Origin of the sequence: Actinocorallia longicatena, assembly GCF_039534125.1 — a bacterium.
Taxonomy (GTDB): Bacteria; Actinomycetota; Actinomycetes; order Streptosporangiales; family Streptosporangiaceae; genus Actinocorallia; species Actinocorallia longicatena.
Window position 1 is genome coordinate 386,009 of sequence record NZ_BAAAUV010000002.1, and the last position, 13,323, is coordinate 399,331.

The following is a 13,323-nucleotide window of genomic DNA, read 5'->3' on the forward strand; positions in this document are numbered from 1 at the left end:
CGGAAGAACCGGAGCTTCTTCAGCCCCCGCTCCCCGCCCAGGAACTCCGTGACGAAGCCGGGCGCGGGGGTGGCCAGCAGCTCGTCGGGGGCGGAGTACTGGGCGACCTTGCCGCCCTTGGCGAAGACCGCGATGCGGTGCCCGAGCCGGACGGCCTCGTCGATGTCGTGGGTGACGAAGACGATGGTCTTGTGCAGCTCGCTCTGGATGCGCAGGAACTCGGTCTGGAGCTGGCCCCTGACGATCGGGTCGACGGCGCTGAACGGCTCGTCCATGAGCAGGACCGGCGGGTCGGCGGCCAGTGCCCTGGCGACCCCGACGCGCTGCTGCTGGCCGCCGGAGAGCTGGTGGGGATAGCGCTTGGCGAACTTCGGGTCGAGCCCGACGCGCTCCATCAGCTCGGCCGCCGTGGCGCGGGCCTCCTTCCTGCCCACCCCCAGCAGCCGCGGGACGGTCGTGATGTTGTCGATGATCGTGCGGTGGGGGAACAGCCCGCCCTGCTGGATGACGTAGCCGATGCCCCGCCGGAGCTGGGCGGCGTCCTTCGTCGTGACGTCCACGTCGTCGATCCTGATCGTGCCGGAGGTGGGCTCGACCATGCGATTGATCATGCGCAGCGTCGTGGTCTTCCCGCAGCCCGAGGGGCCGACCAGCACCGTGATCTCGCCGGTGGCCAGCTCGAGGTCGAGCTCGTCCACCGCCACGGTGCCGTCGGCGTAGCGCTTGGTCACGCCACTGAAGGTGATCAATTTCCTACCTAATCGCTCGGATTAATCTGTAATGCTAGCAGTGGATGTTCGCGGACACAGCCTCGGTTTCCGGACGATCCGCCGATGCGTCTGTTCTTCGATCGCTCCCACCACCAAACGGACGGAATCCGCCGCGACCTCCGGCAGATCCCAGTCGACGGTCGTCAACGGCGGGGACAGCAGCGCCGACAGCGGATGGGCGTCGTACCCGCAGACGGAGATCTCATCCGGGACCTCCAGGCTGAGCTCACGGGTGGCGGCGTACACGCCGTAGGCGATCGAGTCGGACAGGCAGAACACCGCGGTCGGGCGGTCCGGCCTGACCAGGAGTTCCCTGGCCACGGCGGTCGACTCGGCCAGGCCGGAGGGGGTGAGGATCACCTCGATCTCCGGCGGGAGGCCGACGCGCAGCGGGGTGGGGGTGAGGACCGCGATCCGGTGGCCCGCCAGATGGCCGAGGACCAGGCGGAGGCCCTCCTCGTTGTCGAAGACGACCTCCCCGTGCGGGTTGCCGGTGAGGGAGTCGCCGATCGAGACCACGGGGAGCTCGGCCGCCAGCTCCGCCCAGAACGGCGCCGAGGGGTCGATCGGCTGCACGATCAGGCCGTCGACCTGCTGCTCCTTCAGCTGGCGCGCCAGCTCGCGCTCACGCACGGGATCGTCCGCTGCGTCCAGGATGATGGCGTACCGGTCGACCGCCAGCAGCGCCCGGCCGATCTCCACGGCCAGGGACTGCTGCCAGAAGTCCTCCAGCGACCCGCAGATCAGGCCGACCATCCCGGTCTTCCCGCTGGCCAGGGCGCGGGCGATCGGATGGGCCTCGTAGCCGAGCTCGGCCGCGGCCCGCCGGACCCGCCGCTGGGTCTCCGCCGAGGTGTGCTGGCCCCTGAGGGCGTAGGAGACCGCCGCGGGGGACAGACCCGTCACCCGCGCCACGTCCCGGATCGTGACTCGGGCCATCAGACCACCCTAGGAGGGGGGACGGACATTTCCGAGATCCGCCCCCCGGATATCCGGCGATCGGGGACCCTTTCAGACGGGTCTGGCGAGAGTGAGGGAGAAGTCCCCCGCGGCGTCGGTCCAGAAGCGCTCCACCCGGTAGCCGGCCTCGGCGAGCTCGCGTTCGAGTCCCTCGCGGCGGAACTTGGCGGAGATCTCGGTGCGCATCTCCTCACCGTCCTCGAAATGGACGGTGACGCCCAGGGCGCCGACCCTGACGTCCTGGCGGCCGCGGGCCCGCAGCCGCATCTCGATCCACTCCTGACCGGGATCCCAGACGGCCAGATGCTGGAAGGACTCCGGGTCGAAGTCGGCGTCGAGCCGGGCGTTGATCACCCGCAGGACGTTCCGGTTGAACTCCGCGGTGACCCCGAGGGAGTCGTCGTAGGCGGCGACCAGACGGCGCTCGTCCTTGACCAGGTCGGCGCCCAGCAGCAGCGCGTCGCCCTCGCCGAGGATCTCCCGGACGCCGGTGAAGAAGCCCTCGCGCTCGGCCGGGACCATGTTCCCGATCGTGCCGCCCAGAAAGGCGACGATCTTCCGCTCTCCGTCGGGGAGCAGCTTCAGATGGTGCTCGTAGTCGGCCACGACGGGCAGGACCGCCAGCCCCGGGTACTCCTCGGCGATCTTCGCCGCGGCGTCGCCCAGGAACTCCCCGCTGACGTCCACCGGCACGTACCCGGCCAGCGGCAGGGCGTCCAGGAGCAGGCGGGTCTTCTCCCCCGAGCCCGCGCCGAGCTCGACCAGGGTGCGGGCGCCGGTGAGCTCGGCGATCTCGGCCGCGCGCTCGGCGAGGATCGATCGCTCCCGGCGCGTCGGGTAGTACTCCTCCAGCCGGGTGATCTCGTCGAAGAGCTCACTGCCGCGCTCGTCGTAGAACCACTTGGGCGGCAGGGTCTTCGGCCGGGACGTCAGCCCGAGGGCGACGTCCCTGCGCAGTGCCGCGTCGAGCTCGGCGGGGTCCAGATGGCGATCCATGTCGGTCCTCTGCTTCATCGGAGGGGGTGGACGGAGACGCCGTGCCGGTCGGCGGTGACCAGAGACCGGTCGGGCACCTGCTGCCAGGACGGGCTGCTGTCGTACGGTTCGGAGGCGATCACCACGGCGTGGTCGGCCGAGCGGAAGAACAGGCTGTCCCCCCAGGCCGTCGCCGCGATGCCCTGGCCGTCGGAGGCCAGGAGGTTGTAGCGGCCGGGAGCGATCGCGCTGACCGTCCTGACCGTCTCGGCGAGGCCCTCGGCGAGGGTCCGGCCGCCGCGCCAGGACCGGACGGACCTGGCGAAGAGCAGGGCCGAGTCGACGGGCGCCCGCGCCTCGGGGACCAGCGAGAGGTCGCCGGCCATCTCCCGGAGCTTGGCCTCGACCGCGCCGAACCCCTCGACCCTGCCGTTGTGGCTGAACAGCCAGCGCTCGCACCGGAACGGCTGGGCGCAGGCCTCGTCCACGGGGAAGCCCGTCGTGGCGCTGCGGACGGCCGCGACCACGCAGGACGTCTGCAGGATCTCCGTCAGCTCGGCGAACCCGACGTCCTGCCACATCGGGATGTTGCGGCGGTAGCGCACCACCCGGTCGCCCGCGTACCAGCCGGCGCCGAAGCCGTCGGCGTTCAGCACGTTGTGCAGGTTGTACTTGGGCGCGTACGACTGCCGCTGCAACGCGTGCGGCGGGCCGTAGAGCAGCGAGTGCAGCGTGACGGGCGGACCGAGGTAGGCGACGTGGCGGCACACCCTACAGATCCCTGGCCGTGCGGAAACCGGCGAAGATCTGCCGCCGGATCGGGTAGTCCCAGTTGCGGAAGGTGCCCCTGGAGGCCGTGGCGTCGGTCGCCCACGACCCGCCGCGCAGCACCTTGTAGTCCTTGCCGAAGAACACTTCCGAGTACTCCTTGTACGGGTAGGAGCGGAAGCCGGGGTATCCCCGGAAGTCCGTCGACGTCCACTCCCACACATCTCCGATGAGCTGGCGCACCCCGGAGGGGGACGCTCCCTCACTGAAAGATCCCGCCTCGGAGGGCCGCAAACGGATCTGTCCCAGGTTGGCCCTTCCCGGCTCGAAGGTGTCACCCCACGGATAGCGCTGGGACCGCTGCGTCTCCGGGTTCCAGCGGGCCGCCTTCTCCCACTCCCGCTCGGTGGGCAGCCGCCGCCCGGCCCAGCGCGCGTAGGCGTCGGCCTCGTACCAGCAGACGTGCTGGACGGCCTCGTCCGGCGGCACCTCCTCGACGGTCCCGAACCGGCGCCGCAGCCAGACGCCCTCCTTGAACCAGAAGGCGGGGGCGCCGATCTCCCTGCTCCGCCGCCACGCCCAGCCCTCGGGGGCCCACCAGCGCGGGTCGTCGTACCCGCCCGCCTCGATGAAGGCCTGGTAGGCGCCGTTGGTGACGGGCACGGTGTCGATGAGGTAGCCGGGCACGTCGACCCGGTGGGCGGGCTTCTCGTTGTCGTAGGCCGCCGGGTCGTCGCTGGTGCCCATCACGAACGGGCCGCCGGGGACCAGGGTCTCGGGCGCGAACGGCACGATCTCCCCCGGGACGCCCGCGGGCTCGGTGAAGGGGGCGGCCAGGGTGCGGAGCTGGTGGGTGGCCAGCATGGTCTCGTCATGCTGGTGCTCGTGCTGGATGACCATCTCGTAGAGGAAGCGGTTGTGCGGGCCGAGGCCGTCCAGGGCGTCCAGGACCTTGTTCCGCACGGTCCGGATGTAGGAGCGCGCCTCCGCAGGGGGCAGCAGCGGCAGGGCGGGGCGGGACGCGCGGGGATGCTCGAACGCGTCGTAGAGGGTGTCGATCTCCGGGCGCAGGGGCGCGATGCCGTGCGCCTCGCGCAGCAGCCACAGCTCCTCGTAGTTGCCGACATGGGCGAGGTCCCACACCAGCGGCGACATCAACGGCGACACCTGGGAGACGAGCTGGTCGTCCTCCAGGGCGGTCAGCAGATGGCTGCGTTCGCGCACGGCCGTCAGGTCCGCCGCGATCCGTTCCTTCAGCGCGTCCACATCTGCTCCTTCGCTTGACGCTCCTCCGCTTGACGCTCCTTCGCCTGGTGCTCCCTCTCCCTGCGCACCGGCCCGGGACGGTCGTCGGCCGGGGTGCGGCCCCTGGCCACGTAGCGGTCGGCGTACTCGGCGGTGACGGTCTTCAGCGGCCCGTCGGGCAGGGCGGCCAGCGCGGCCTCGAAGCAGGCCAGGGCGGCGCGGCCCAGGGCCCGGTCGGTGAGGCCGTCGAGGGCGGCGACCGCCCAGCGGCCCGCGACCGGCTCGGCGGCGGCCTCGGCGGCGTCCGGGACGGCGTCCATCAGAGCCGAGACGACGGCCACCGGAACGCGCCAGTAGGGCTCCGGAAGAGCGTCGATCATGCGCAGTTCGAGCCAGCCCTGCGGGCGGACCGGCGGGAACAGCGTCGTCAGGTGGTAGGCGAAGTCGTCGAGGGTGGGGTCTCCGGAGCGCAGCCACTCGCGGAAGGTCATGCCGGGATCGGCGGTCCAGGACTCGCCGCGCACGAGCATCACCCGGGCGTCGAGGGCGTACTCCGCCCAGCTCGTCACGGGGTCGCCGCCGCGCGGCGCACCGGTGCGGGAGCGATCCATCCGGGCCCAGACGGCCTGCCGGGTGGAGCGCCAGCCGGTCAGCCTGCCCTCGTGGGTGGCGGAGTTGGCGAACGCGGCCACCAGCACCGGGCCGAGCATGTGGGCCAGCCGCCAGCGGCGCTCCACCTCGAGCCCCACATCGACGCTGACCTGCACCGACGCCGTCGCGCACATCATGGTCAGATCACCGAAGTACTCGCCCATGCAGCGGTAGCGCGGCTCGGTGAGCTGCATCGGGGGCACCCCGGCCGGGTCGACCCCGTAACCGTGGAGCTCGACCCCCGGAAGCCGCTCCCGTACCGCCTCCAGGTCTCGCTCCAGCGCCTCGCACACCTGCCCGGCCGTGGCGAACGGCAGCGTGCTCAGCTCCAGCTGGCCGCCGGGCTCGAAGGTGACCCTGCTCCCGGCCGGCAGGTCCGCCGCCAGCGCCGTCCGCAGCCGCGAGATCGCGACGACCTCGCCGCCCTCCCGGACGAACCACTCCGTCTCGGCCCCCACCCGCCGCGGCGGGCCCTTCTTGAAGCACACCCCGTGCACATGCTCGAAAACGTCGTCGACGGTAAGCCCCACTCGCCCTCCCAGGGTCCGTCTTTCACCCTCCCCTTGTGAACCGGATCACCGATCCCCCTGAATCGGAAAATCTGAGTGAACTACGCAACATGCCGAAATACTGGGTCAATCCCTAGGGAGCGCGCTCGGGTAGTCGAGGCCCTGTTCGAGCATGTCGAAGATCGTCCCGATCAGGCTCGGCAGCGAGGTGCCGGGGCGCCTGCGCCACAGGTCGGCAGCGGTCTGGAACGCCGTGCTCGCGATCGCGGCGACGACGTAGGGCCGGTCGTCCTCCAGCGGATCGACGCCCATCCGCAGGGCGATCTCGGCGGCCAGGTCGGTGCACTTCTTCTGCTGGTGCTCCAGGCTGCTGCCCAGAACCCCGGGACTGGTCATCATCATGCGCTGGAACAGGTCGAAGCGGGCGGGCGAGAAGCCGCCGGCCCCGCCCTCGCAGTCCTCGGCGATGACCGTCGCCGCCGCCCGGACGGCCGTCAGGACCGGCTCGGCCGCGGGCCTGGAGCGCAGCGCCGCCAGGACGGCCTCCTGCATCTCCTCCTGGAAGGTGAGGACCACGTCCTCCTTCGACCGGAAGTAGCGGAAGAAGGTCCGGGACGACACGTCGACCGCGTCCGAGATCTCCTCGACGGTGACCTCCTCGAACCCCCGCTCCTCGAACAGGCGGAAGGCGGCGTCGACGAGGGCCTCGCGGGTGGCCTGCTTCTTGCGCTCGCGGCGCCCCATGTCGACCGTCATGGGCGCATGATACGCCGCTCGTCAGCGGAGGACAAAGGTCTCGGTCCGCCAACTGTCTTCACGTGACTCATGTCTCAAGCATACGTTCGTCGCTTGACGACATCTGTCACATCATGACACTTTGACGGAAGCCGAACAGGAGGACCCCTTGACCCAGACCACGCTCGAACGCCCGATCACACCCCGCCCACGCACCGGCCTCGGCCATCCCTGGCTCACCCTCGTCGCGGTCTCCCTGGGCGTGATGATGGTCGGCCTCGACGCCACCGTCGTCTCCATCGCCAACCCGGCCATCGCCGCCGACCTGGGCGCCGACCTGTCGGGGCTCCAGTGGGTCACCAACGCCTATCTGCTGGCGCTGGCCGTCACGCTGATCCCGGCAGGCAAGATCGCCGACCGCTTCGGCCGCCGGGCGACCTTCGTCGCCGGGATCATCGGCTTCGCCGCCGCCTCCGTCGCGGTGGGGCTCGCCCCGAGCCTCGGCTGGGTGATCGCCTTCCGGGTGCTGCAGGGGTTCGCGGGGGCACTCCTGCAGCCCGCCTCGCTGGCGATCCTGCGCAACACCTTCCCGCCGGAAAGGCTCAACGCCGCCATCGGGATCTGGGGCGCCACCGTCGGCATCTCGATCGCGGGCGGGCCGATCGTCGGCGGCCTGCTCGTCGAGCACGCCACCTGGGAGTCGGTGTTCTTCCTCAACGCGCCGCTCGGCCTGATCGCCCTGGTCATGAGCCTGTGGGTGATCCGCGAGTCGCGCGGCGAGGACCCGCACGGCTCGTTCGACCTGCCGGGCGTCGCGCTGCTGTCGGGGTCGCTCTTCGCGCTCGTCTGGGGGCTGATCAAGGCCGGATCCGACGGCTTCGGCGCCCAGGTGCCGATGGCGTCGTTCGCGGCGGCGGCCGTCCTCATGGCGCTGTTCGTCGCCAACGAGCTGCGCGCGGAGCATCCGCTGCTGCCGCTGGGGCTGTTCCGGTCGGCGTCCCTGTCGGCCGCGACGGTGCTGATCGTGCTGGGCTTCTTCGCGATGTTCGGAACGATCTTCTTCATCACGCTCTACCTCCAGCAGATCCACGGGATGAGCCCGGTCGACGCGGGCGTCCGGATGCTTCCGATGACCGGCGTGTTCATCGTCGCCTCGCCGATCGCGGGGGCGCTGACCCAGCGGTTCGGGCCCCGGGTGCCGCTGATGCTCGGCATGGCGATCACGGCCGCCGCGATGTTCGGGCTGTCGCGGATCGGCGTGGACGCCGCCTACTCCGCGATCTGGCCGTGGTTCGTGCTGATCGGCACCGCGTTCGGGCTGGTGATCGTCGCGGGGACCGAGGCGATCGTCGGGAACGCCCCCGCCCATCTGGCCGGGGTCGCGGGCGGGCTCCAGCAGACCGCCTCACAGCTCGGCGGCGTCCTGGGGACCTCGGTCCTCGGCACGATCCTCGCCACCCGCGTGGACGGCGCGTTCGCCGCCCGGCTCACCGAGGCCGGCGTCCCGGCGGCCACCACCGAGCACCTGGCCTCCTCGACGGGCGCGGTCTCCCAGGGCGTCGCGCCCGCCACGGAACCCGCCCTGACCGACGCCGTGACCTCGGCCGCCCACCTGGCCTTCATGGACGGCTTCCAGACGTCCATGGCGGTCGCGGGCGCCGTCGCCCTGGCGGCCACCCTCGTCGCCCTGACCGTCCGCAAGGGCGCCTCCCCCGTGACCCCCGGTCACGGCGTCTGACCTCGGTCGAGCGCACCGGCGAGCTCCCGCCACCGCGCGGCGGGCGGCCGGACCCCTCGGTGATCACATGCAGGTTCACCTGGTCCGCGCCCGCGCGCCTGGCCGGGCTGGCCCTGCACGGGATCGTGACGCCCGTCAGCGCTCCCGCGCCACGAGCGGGGTGATGTCGCGGTCCTTGAGCTCGTTGACCTCGCGCCAGGCCCGGACGCGGGAGGGGGTCAGCCGGAAGTAGAGGTAGGGGTTCGGCTCGGCGCGCGGGTCGAAGCCGGTCTTGGCGGCGAAGGCGTCGCCCAGGGCGGCCGGCAGGGACGCCGGGTCGAGCGCCTCGGCCGACGCCTCGATGAGGACCAGGTCACGGGTGGGACCCACCCCGACCCTGGCCAGACCGGACGCGGCGAGGTTGCGGGCCGTGGGCGTGGCCGCCGCCGTGGAGATCAGGAGCGTCTCCCCCTCCCAGAGGAAGGACAGCGGGACCAGGTGCGGCGTGCCGGTCCCCGGATCGGCGGTCGCGATCCAGGCGTCCACGTCGTTCTCGAGGCGGTCGAGGGTGTCGCGGCGGCGCCGTTCGGCGGTACGGGGTGCTTCCATGCGGACCAGCTTAAGATCACCCCGCCCCGCGCACCGTGGTGGACCCGGTCGTCTAGACCCTCGCGAGGTCGGCGAAGGTGGCGTTGAGGTTGAGGCCCTCGGAGAGCTCGACGGCGAGGCGCTCGCTGTGGACGGCCGCGACCTCGTAGGAGCGGCCGGAGCCGTCGAGGCGGTACTCGTCGACGGACTGGACGCGGCCCTTGTCGACGGCCACGACGAGGAAGACGGGGATGCGCTGGCCCGCGTACTCGGCCAGTTTCTGCGCGAAGCCCGTCCGGGAGGCCGGGTCGGTGACCTCGATGGCGGTGCAGACGTCGGCGGAGGTCGGTTCCGCCCCCTCGGGAAGGGGACGGAACACGCTGACGTCGGGCCGCCGGATCGTGAACCGGGAGCGGCCGCGCCGGGTCGAGAACTTCATGTCGGCGTCCCTGCGGACCTCGGCCGAACCGGGGGTCGGCCGCACCGGGCTGAGCGCGGCGACGAGGTTGCGGACCACCCGCCGCCGCTCCGACGACGGCGGTTCGCGGTGGACGACCCGGCCGTCGACGACCTCGATCAGGTCGGCGACCTCCCTCGGCAGAGCGTCGTACTCCTCTTCGGTCAGGTGAAGGCCGGCGGACACGATCGTCTGGTCGGGAAGCATGCCGTCGAGCCTAGCCGCGCGGTGACCTCTCTGTGATGTTCCGCCGCTTCAGAGAGTGAGGATGAGCCCGCTCGTCGGGACGCCGGTGCCCGCCGTCACCAGCACGTTGGAGACGTCCGCGACCTGGTTGGCCGCCGTTCCGCGCAGCTGCCTGACCGCCTCGGCGATGCCGTTCATCCCGTGGATGTAGGCCTCGCCGAGCTGGCCGCCGTGCGGGTTCACCGGGAGGTGGCCGTCGATCTCGATGCCGCCGTCCGCGATGAAGTTCCCGGCCTCGCCGCGCGGGCAGAACCCCAGCTCCTCGAGCTGCACCAGCACGAACGGGGTGAAGTGGTCGTAGAGGATCGCGGTCTGGACGTCCGCGGGGGTCAGCCCCGACTGCGCCCACAGCTGCCCTCCGACGACGCCCATGGCGGGCAGGTCGGTGAGGTCGGAGTCGCCGTAGTAGCTGAACATCATGTACTGGTCGGCGCCCGAGCCCTGTGCCGCGGCCGAGATGATCGCCGGCGTGTTGGGCAGGTCGCGGGCGCGCTCGGCCGACGTGACGACGATCGCGACCCCTCCGTCGGACTCCTGGCAGCAGTCCAGCAGATGGAGCGGGTCGACGATCCACCGCGACGCCTGGTGCTCCTCCAGCGTGATCGGCCGCTCGTAGAACCAGGCCGCCGGGTTGGTCGAGGCGTGGCGCCGCATCGCGACCGCGACCCGTCCGAAGTCCTCGCTGGTGACGCCGTAGGCGTGCATGTAGCGGCGGGCGTACATCGCCACCCAGCTCGCCGGCGTGGCGAAGCCGTAGGGCAGGTGCCAGGAGAACTCCAGGCCCTGCGGCGTGGCGCCGCGCGTCGAGGCGTTGGCCTGCCCGAAGCGGTGGCCGGAGCGCTCGTTGAACGCCCGGTAGCACACGACGGTCTTGGCCAGCCCCGCGGCGACGGCCGCGGCGGCGTGGGCGACGGTGCCCGCCGCGGCGCCGCCGCCGTACTCGACGCGGGAGAAGAAGGTCAGCTCGCCGATGCCCAGCTCGCGGGCGACGGCGATCTCGGTGTTCACGTCCTGGGTGAAGGTCACCAGCCCGTCCACCTCGGACGGTGACAGGCCCGCGTCCTTGATGGCGGCCAGGCACGCCTCGGCGGCGAGCTGGAGCTCGGAGCGTCCGGACTCCTTGGAGAACTCGGTCGCGCCGATCCCGGCGATGGCGGTCTTGCCAGAGAGGCTCATCGGAGCGTCACCGTCGCATTCACGTGGTCACCGAGGCTGACGGCGCCGCGCACCGTCACGACGTCCCCCTCGCGGGTTCCGGTCAGGGTCAGGGTGTCGCCCGCGTAGGCGGGGGCGCCGAGCCTGACCTTGATGCCGGCGACGGAGGCGCCGGGGTTGTTCTCCAGCACGTACCGCTGGACGAGCCCCATCGTGGTGAGGATGTTGAGGAAGATGTCCTTGGAGCCCTGCGCGCGGGCGAGGGCCACGTCGTGGTGGACCGGGGTGAAGTCCCTGGTCGCGATGGCCGTCGCGACGATGAGGGTCGGGGTGAGGGGCAGTTCCAGGGCGTCCCAGTCCGAGCGGGTCTCCCGGACGGCTCTGGGCGCGGGCGGCGGGGTGCCGGCGGGCTGCCACTGCGGGAGCGTCACGTCGTCGGAGATCTGCTGGAAGGTCAGCTGCACGGGCATCCCCACCGTGACGTCCTCCGGCGCGATGTCGAGGAGGTTGCCGATGATGCGCGGCCCCTCCTCCAGCTCGACCAGGGCGACGACGTAGGGCGGCGTCCGTCCGGGCACCGGCGGATGGTGGTGGACGACGTGGCTGTAGACCGTCCCGCGGCCGGAGGCGACCACGAAGTCCCGCTTCGTGGCATGGCAGGACGGGCACATCGGGCCGGGCGGGTGCCGCAGCACGCCGCACTCCCCGCACTTCTGGATCCGCAGCTCGCCCTCGCGGGCGCCCGCCCAGAAGAACTCGGTGTCGAGCCCGATCGCGGGCAGGATCGGCTTGCCCGCCGGCCTGCGCTTCACCGGCAGGAACTTGAGGACGCGGAACAGCATCTCGCCGACCCGCTCGTCGCCCGAGTACCAGGCCTGGTGCCAGGTGACGAAGTAGCCCTCGCCCATCGCGGTGCGCTTCGGCCCGGCGATCCCCCCGAACCGCATCGTCGAGCGCAGCCGCTCCCCGATCCGGATCGGACGGTCGTAGGCGTGCTCGCAGTTGACGGCCACGACCCCGGTGAAGCCGCCGGCGTTCAGCTTCTGCAGGATCTCGTCCGCCGCCGATCCGGCCTTCGTGTCCACCAGCCCGGGCATCGACCAGACCTGGAGCATCGCGGGCGGCGCCTCGGCCTCCCACGAGCCCTTCTCCCCCAGCGCCTGCTGCCAGTTCCGGATCATCGGGGCGTTCACGGGGTCCAGCGGCACGGGCGCGGGACGCTCCCCCAGCCCGGTCAGTTTCTCGGCGAGCGCCATCAGCTCGTCATGCATGCAAGCTCCAAAGACACGATTACTCCAGGACGAGCGGCGGCGGGCGGGGCGGGGCTCGCCCGCCGCGGAAGGGGCGTCAGCGCGGCGCGCGCGGCAGGCCGAGACCGATCATCGCGATGAGCTCGCGCTGGATCTCGTTGACGCCGCCGCCGAAGGTCAGCACGACCGCGCCCTTGACGCCGTGGTCGAGGACCGAGGCGAACTCGGCGGTCTCGGGGTCGCCCGGGTCGCCGAAACGGGCGAGGGCGTCGGACAGGATCCGGCCGCAGTCCTGCATCCGCTCCGAACCGTAGATCTTGGTCGCCGACGCCCCGGCGGCGCCGAGCCAGCCGAGCGCCGCGTTCGCCGCGACCTGCCAGTTCAGGAACTCGTTGGTCCGCAGGAACGCGTACACCTGGCCGAGGGCGCGCGCCACCGCGGGCTCCTCGATCGCGCCGGTGCGCCTGGCCCAGGCCTCGAACCGGTTGAAGCGGTGGGCGATGTTGCCGGCCGGGCCGAGCGTCACGCGCTCGTGGTTGAGCTGGTTGACGATCAGGTTCCAGCCCTTGTTGACCTCACCGATGACGTCCGAGACCGGGACGTGGATGTCCTGGTAGTAGGAGGAGTTGGTGTGGTGGCGGCCGTCCATCGTGACGATCGGGGTCCAGGAGTAGCCCGGGTCCTTGCAGTCGACGATGAGCATCGTGATGCCCTTGTGCTTGGCGCCCTCGTCGCTGGTGCGGGCGGCGAGCCAGATGTAGTCGGAGTAGTGGCCGCCCGAGGTGAAGATCTTCTGGCCGTTGACGACGAAGTGGTCGCCGTCCAGGACGGCGGTCGTGCGGAGCGAGGCCAGGTCGGTGCCCGCGCCGGGCTCGGAGTAGCCGATCGCGAAGTGGCACTCACCGGCGAGGATCTTCGGCAGGAAGAACGCCTTCTGCTCGTCCGTGCCGTACTCGATGATGGTCGGCGCGACCGAGTTCAGCGTGATGATCGGGTAGGGCACCTCGGCGCGGGCGATCTCGTTGGCGAAGATCTGCTGCTCCATCGGGCCGTAGCCGCGGCCGCCGTACTCCTTCGGGAACGCGACGCCGAGCATGCCGTCGCGGCCGAGCTTCTGGCAGTGCGCCATGTAGGCGTTGCCGAAGGGGTCGTTCGCGATGGCGTAGCGGCCGTTCTCGTCGATGCAGGTGCTGAAGTAGTCGCGCAGCTCCTTGCGCAGGGCCTTCTGCTCGTCGGTGAGGTCGACCAGCAGGCCGTCGGTGACGGGCGTGGTGGCGGGCTGCCCGGCGGGGACCCT

Annotated in this window: 12 protein-coding genes and 1 pseudogene; 1 reads left to right on the plus strand and 12 read right to left on the minus strand. The window is 71.4% G+C overall.

Features of this window, described 5'->3' with window-relative positions:
- Nucleotides 1-2: 2 nt before the first annotated feature.
- The 7 genes and pseudogenes from ABD785_RS04770 to ABD785_RS04800 form a co-directional block, all read right to left on the minus strand.
- Nucleotides 3-749, minus strand: a pseudogene (locus tag ABD785_RS04770) (ABC transporter ATP-binding protein); the annotation flags it as partial.
- A 21-nt stretch (nucleotides 750-770) separates the two neighbouring features.
- Nucleotides 771-1,709 carry a LacI family DNA-binding transcriptional regulator gene (locus ABD785_RS04775; RefSeq protein ID WP_344822508.1) on the minus strand — a complete coding sequence of 313 codons (939 nt, stop codon included), beginning with the start codon at nucleotides 1,707-1,709 and terminating at the stop codon, nucleotides 771-773.
- A 72-nt stretch (nucleotides 1,710-1,781) separates the two neighbouring features.
- Complete coding sequence (egtD, locus tag ABD785_RS04780) at nucleotides 1,782-2,726, minus strand: L-histidine N(alpha)-methyltransferase (RefSeq protein WP_344822510.1); 945 nt, start codon at nucleotides 2,724-2,726, stop codon at nucleotides 1,782-1,784.
- A gap of 14 nt (nucleotides 2,727-2,740) precedes the next feature.
- Nucleotides 2,741-3,475: an ergothioneine biosynthesis protein EgtC gene (gene egtC / locus ABD785_RS04785; protein WP_344822512.1), complete on the minus strand. Its 735-nt coding sequence runs from the start codon at nucleotides 3,473-3,475 to the stop codon at nucleotides 2,741-2,743.
- A 1-nt stretch (nucleotide 3,476) separates the two neighbouring features.
- Nucleotides 3,477-4,739 (minus strand): ergothioneine biosynthesis protein EgtB, encoded by a 1,263-nt coding sequence (gene egtB / locus ABD785_RS04790; RefSeq protein WP_344822514.1) that lies wholly within the window; start codon nucleotides 4,737-4,739, stop codon nucleotides 3,477-3,479.
- Nucleotides 4,727-5,899, minus strand: a complete 1,173-nt coding sequence (locus ABD785_RS04795; RefSeq protein WP_344822516.1) for a glutamate-cysteine ligase family protein — start codon at nucleotides 5,897-5,899, stop codon at nucleotides 4,727-4,729. Before ABD785_RS04795 ends, egtB begins: the two co-directional genes overlap by 13 nt.
- Nucleotides 5,900-6,004: 105 nt before the next feature.
- Nucleotides 6,005-6,634 carry a TetR family transcriptional regulator gene (locus tag ABD785_RS04800; RefSeq protein ID WP_344822518.1) on the minus strand — a complete coding sequence of 210 codons (630 nt, stop codon included), beginning with the start codon at nucleotides 6,632-6,634 and terminating at the stop codon, nucleotides 6,005-6,007.
- Between the two features lie 148 nt (nucleotides 6,635-6,782).
- On the opposite strand from ABD785_RS04800, the gene ABD785_RS04805 reads away from it, so the two are divergent.
- Nucleotides 6,783-8,351, plus strand: coding sequence for a DHA2 family efflux MFS transporter permease subunit (locus ABD785_RS04805; RefSeq protein ID WP_344822520.1), 1,569 nt, complete (start codon nucleotides 6,783-6,785; stop codon nucleotides 8,349-8,351).
- A 135-nt stretch (nucleotides 8,352-8,486) separates the two neighbouring features.
- Here the strand turns inward: ABD785_RS04805 and ABD785_RS04810 are convergent, their stop codons facing one another.
- The 5 genes from ABD785_RS04810 to ABD785_RS04830 all read right to left on the minus strand — a co-directional run bounded on the left by ABD785_RS04810 (nucleotide 8,487) and on the right by ABD785_RS04830 (nucleotide 13,278).
- Nucleotides 8,487-8,939 (minus strand): pyridoxamine 5'-phosphate oxidase family protein, encoded by a 453-nt coding sequence (locus tag ABD785_RS04810; RefSeq protein ID WP_344822522.1) that lies wholly within the window; start codon nucleotides 8,937-8,939, stop codon nucleotides 8,487-8,489.
- 52 nt (nucleotides 8,940-8,991) lie between these two features.
- The gene (locus tag ABD785_RS04815; protein ID WP_344822523.1) at nucleotides 8,992-9,582 is read right to left on the minus strand and encodes a Uma2 family endonuclease; all 591 of its coding nucleotides are present in this window, start codon (nucleotides 9,580-9,582) and stop codon (nucleotides 8,992-8,994) included.
- Nucleotides 9,583-9,630: 48 nt separating this feature from the next.
- Entirely contained in the window at nucleotides 9,631-10,797 is a 1,167-nt protein-coding gene (locus ABD785_RS04820) for a lipid-transfer protein (RefSeq protein ID WP_344822525.1), read from the minus strand.
- Nucleotides 10,794-12,047, minus strand: coding sequence for an OB-fold domain-containing protein (locus ABD785_RS04825; protein WP_344822527.1), 1,254 nt, complete (start codon nucleotides 12,045-12,047; stop codon nucleotides 10,794-10,796). Before ABD785_RS04825 ends, ABD785_RS04820 begins: the two co-directional genes overlap by 4 nt.
- Before the next feature lie 76 nt (nucleotides 12,048-12,123).
- Nucleotides 12,124-13,278 (minus strand): acyl-CoA dehydrogenase family protein, encoded by a 1,155-nt coding sequence (locus tag ABD785_RS04830; protein WP_344822892.1) that lies wholly within the window; start codon nucleotides 13,276-13,278, stop codon nucleotides 12,124-12,126.
- Nucleotides 13,279-13,323: the final 45 nt, after the last annotated feature.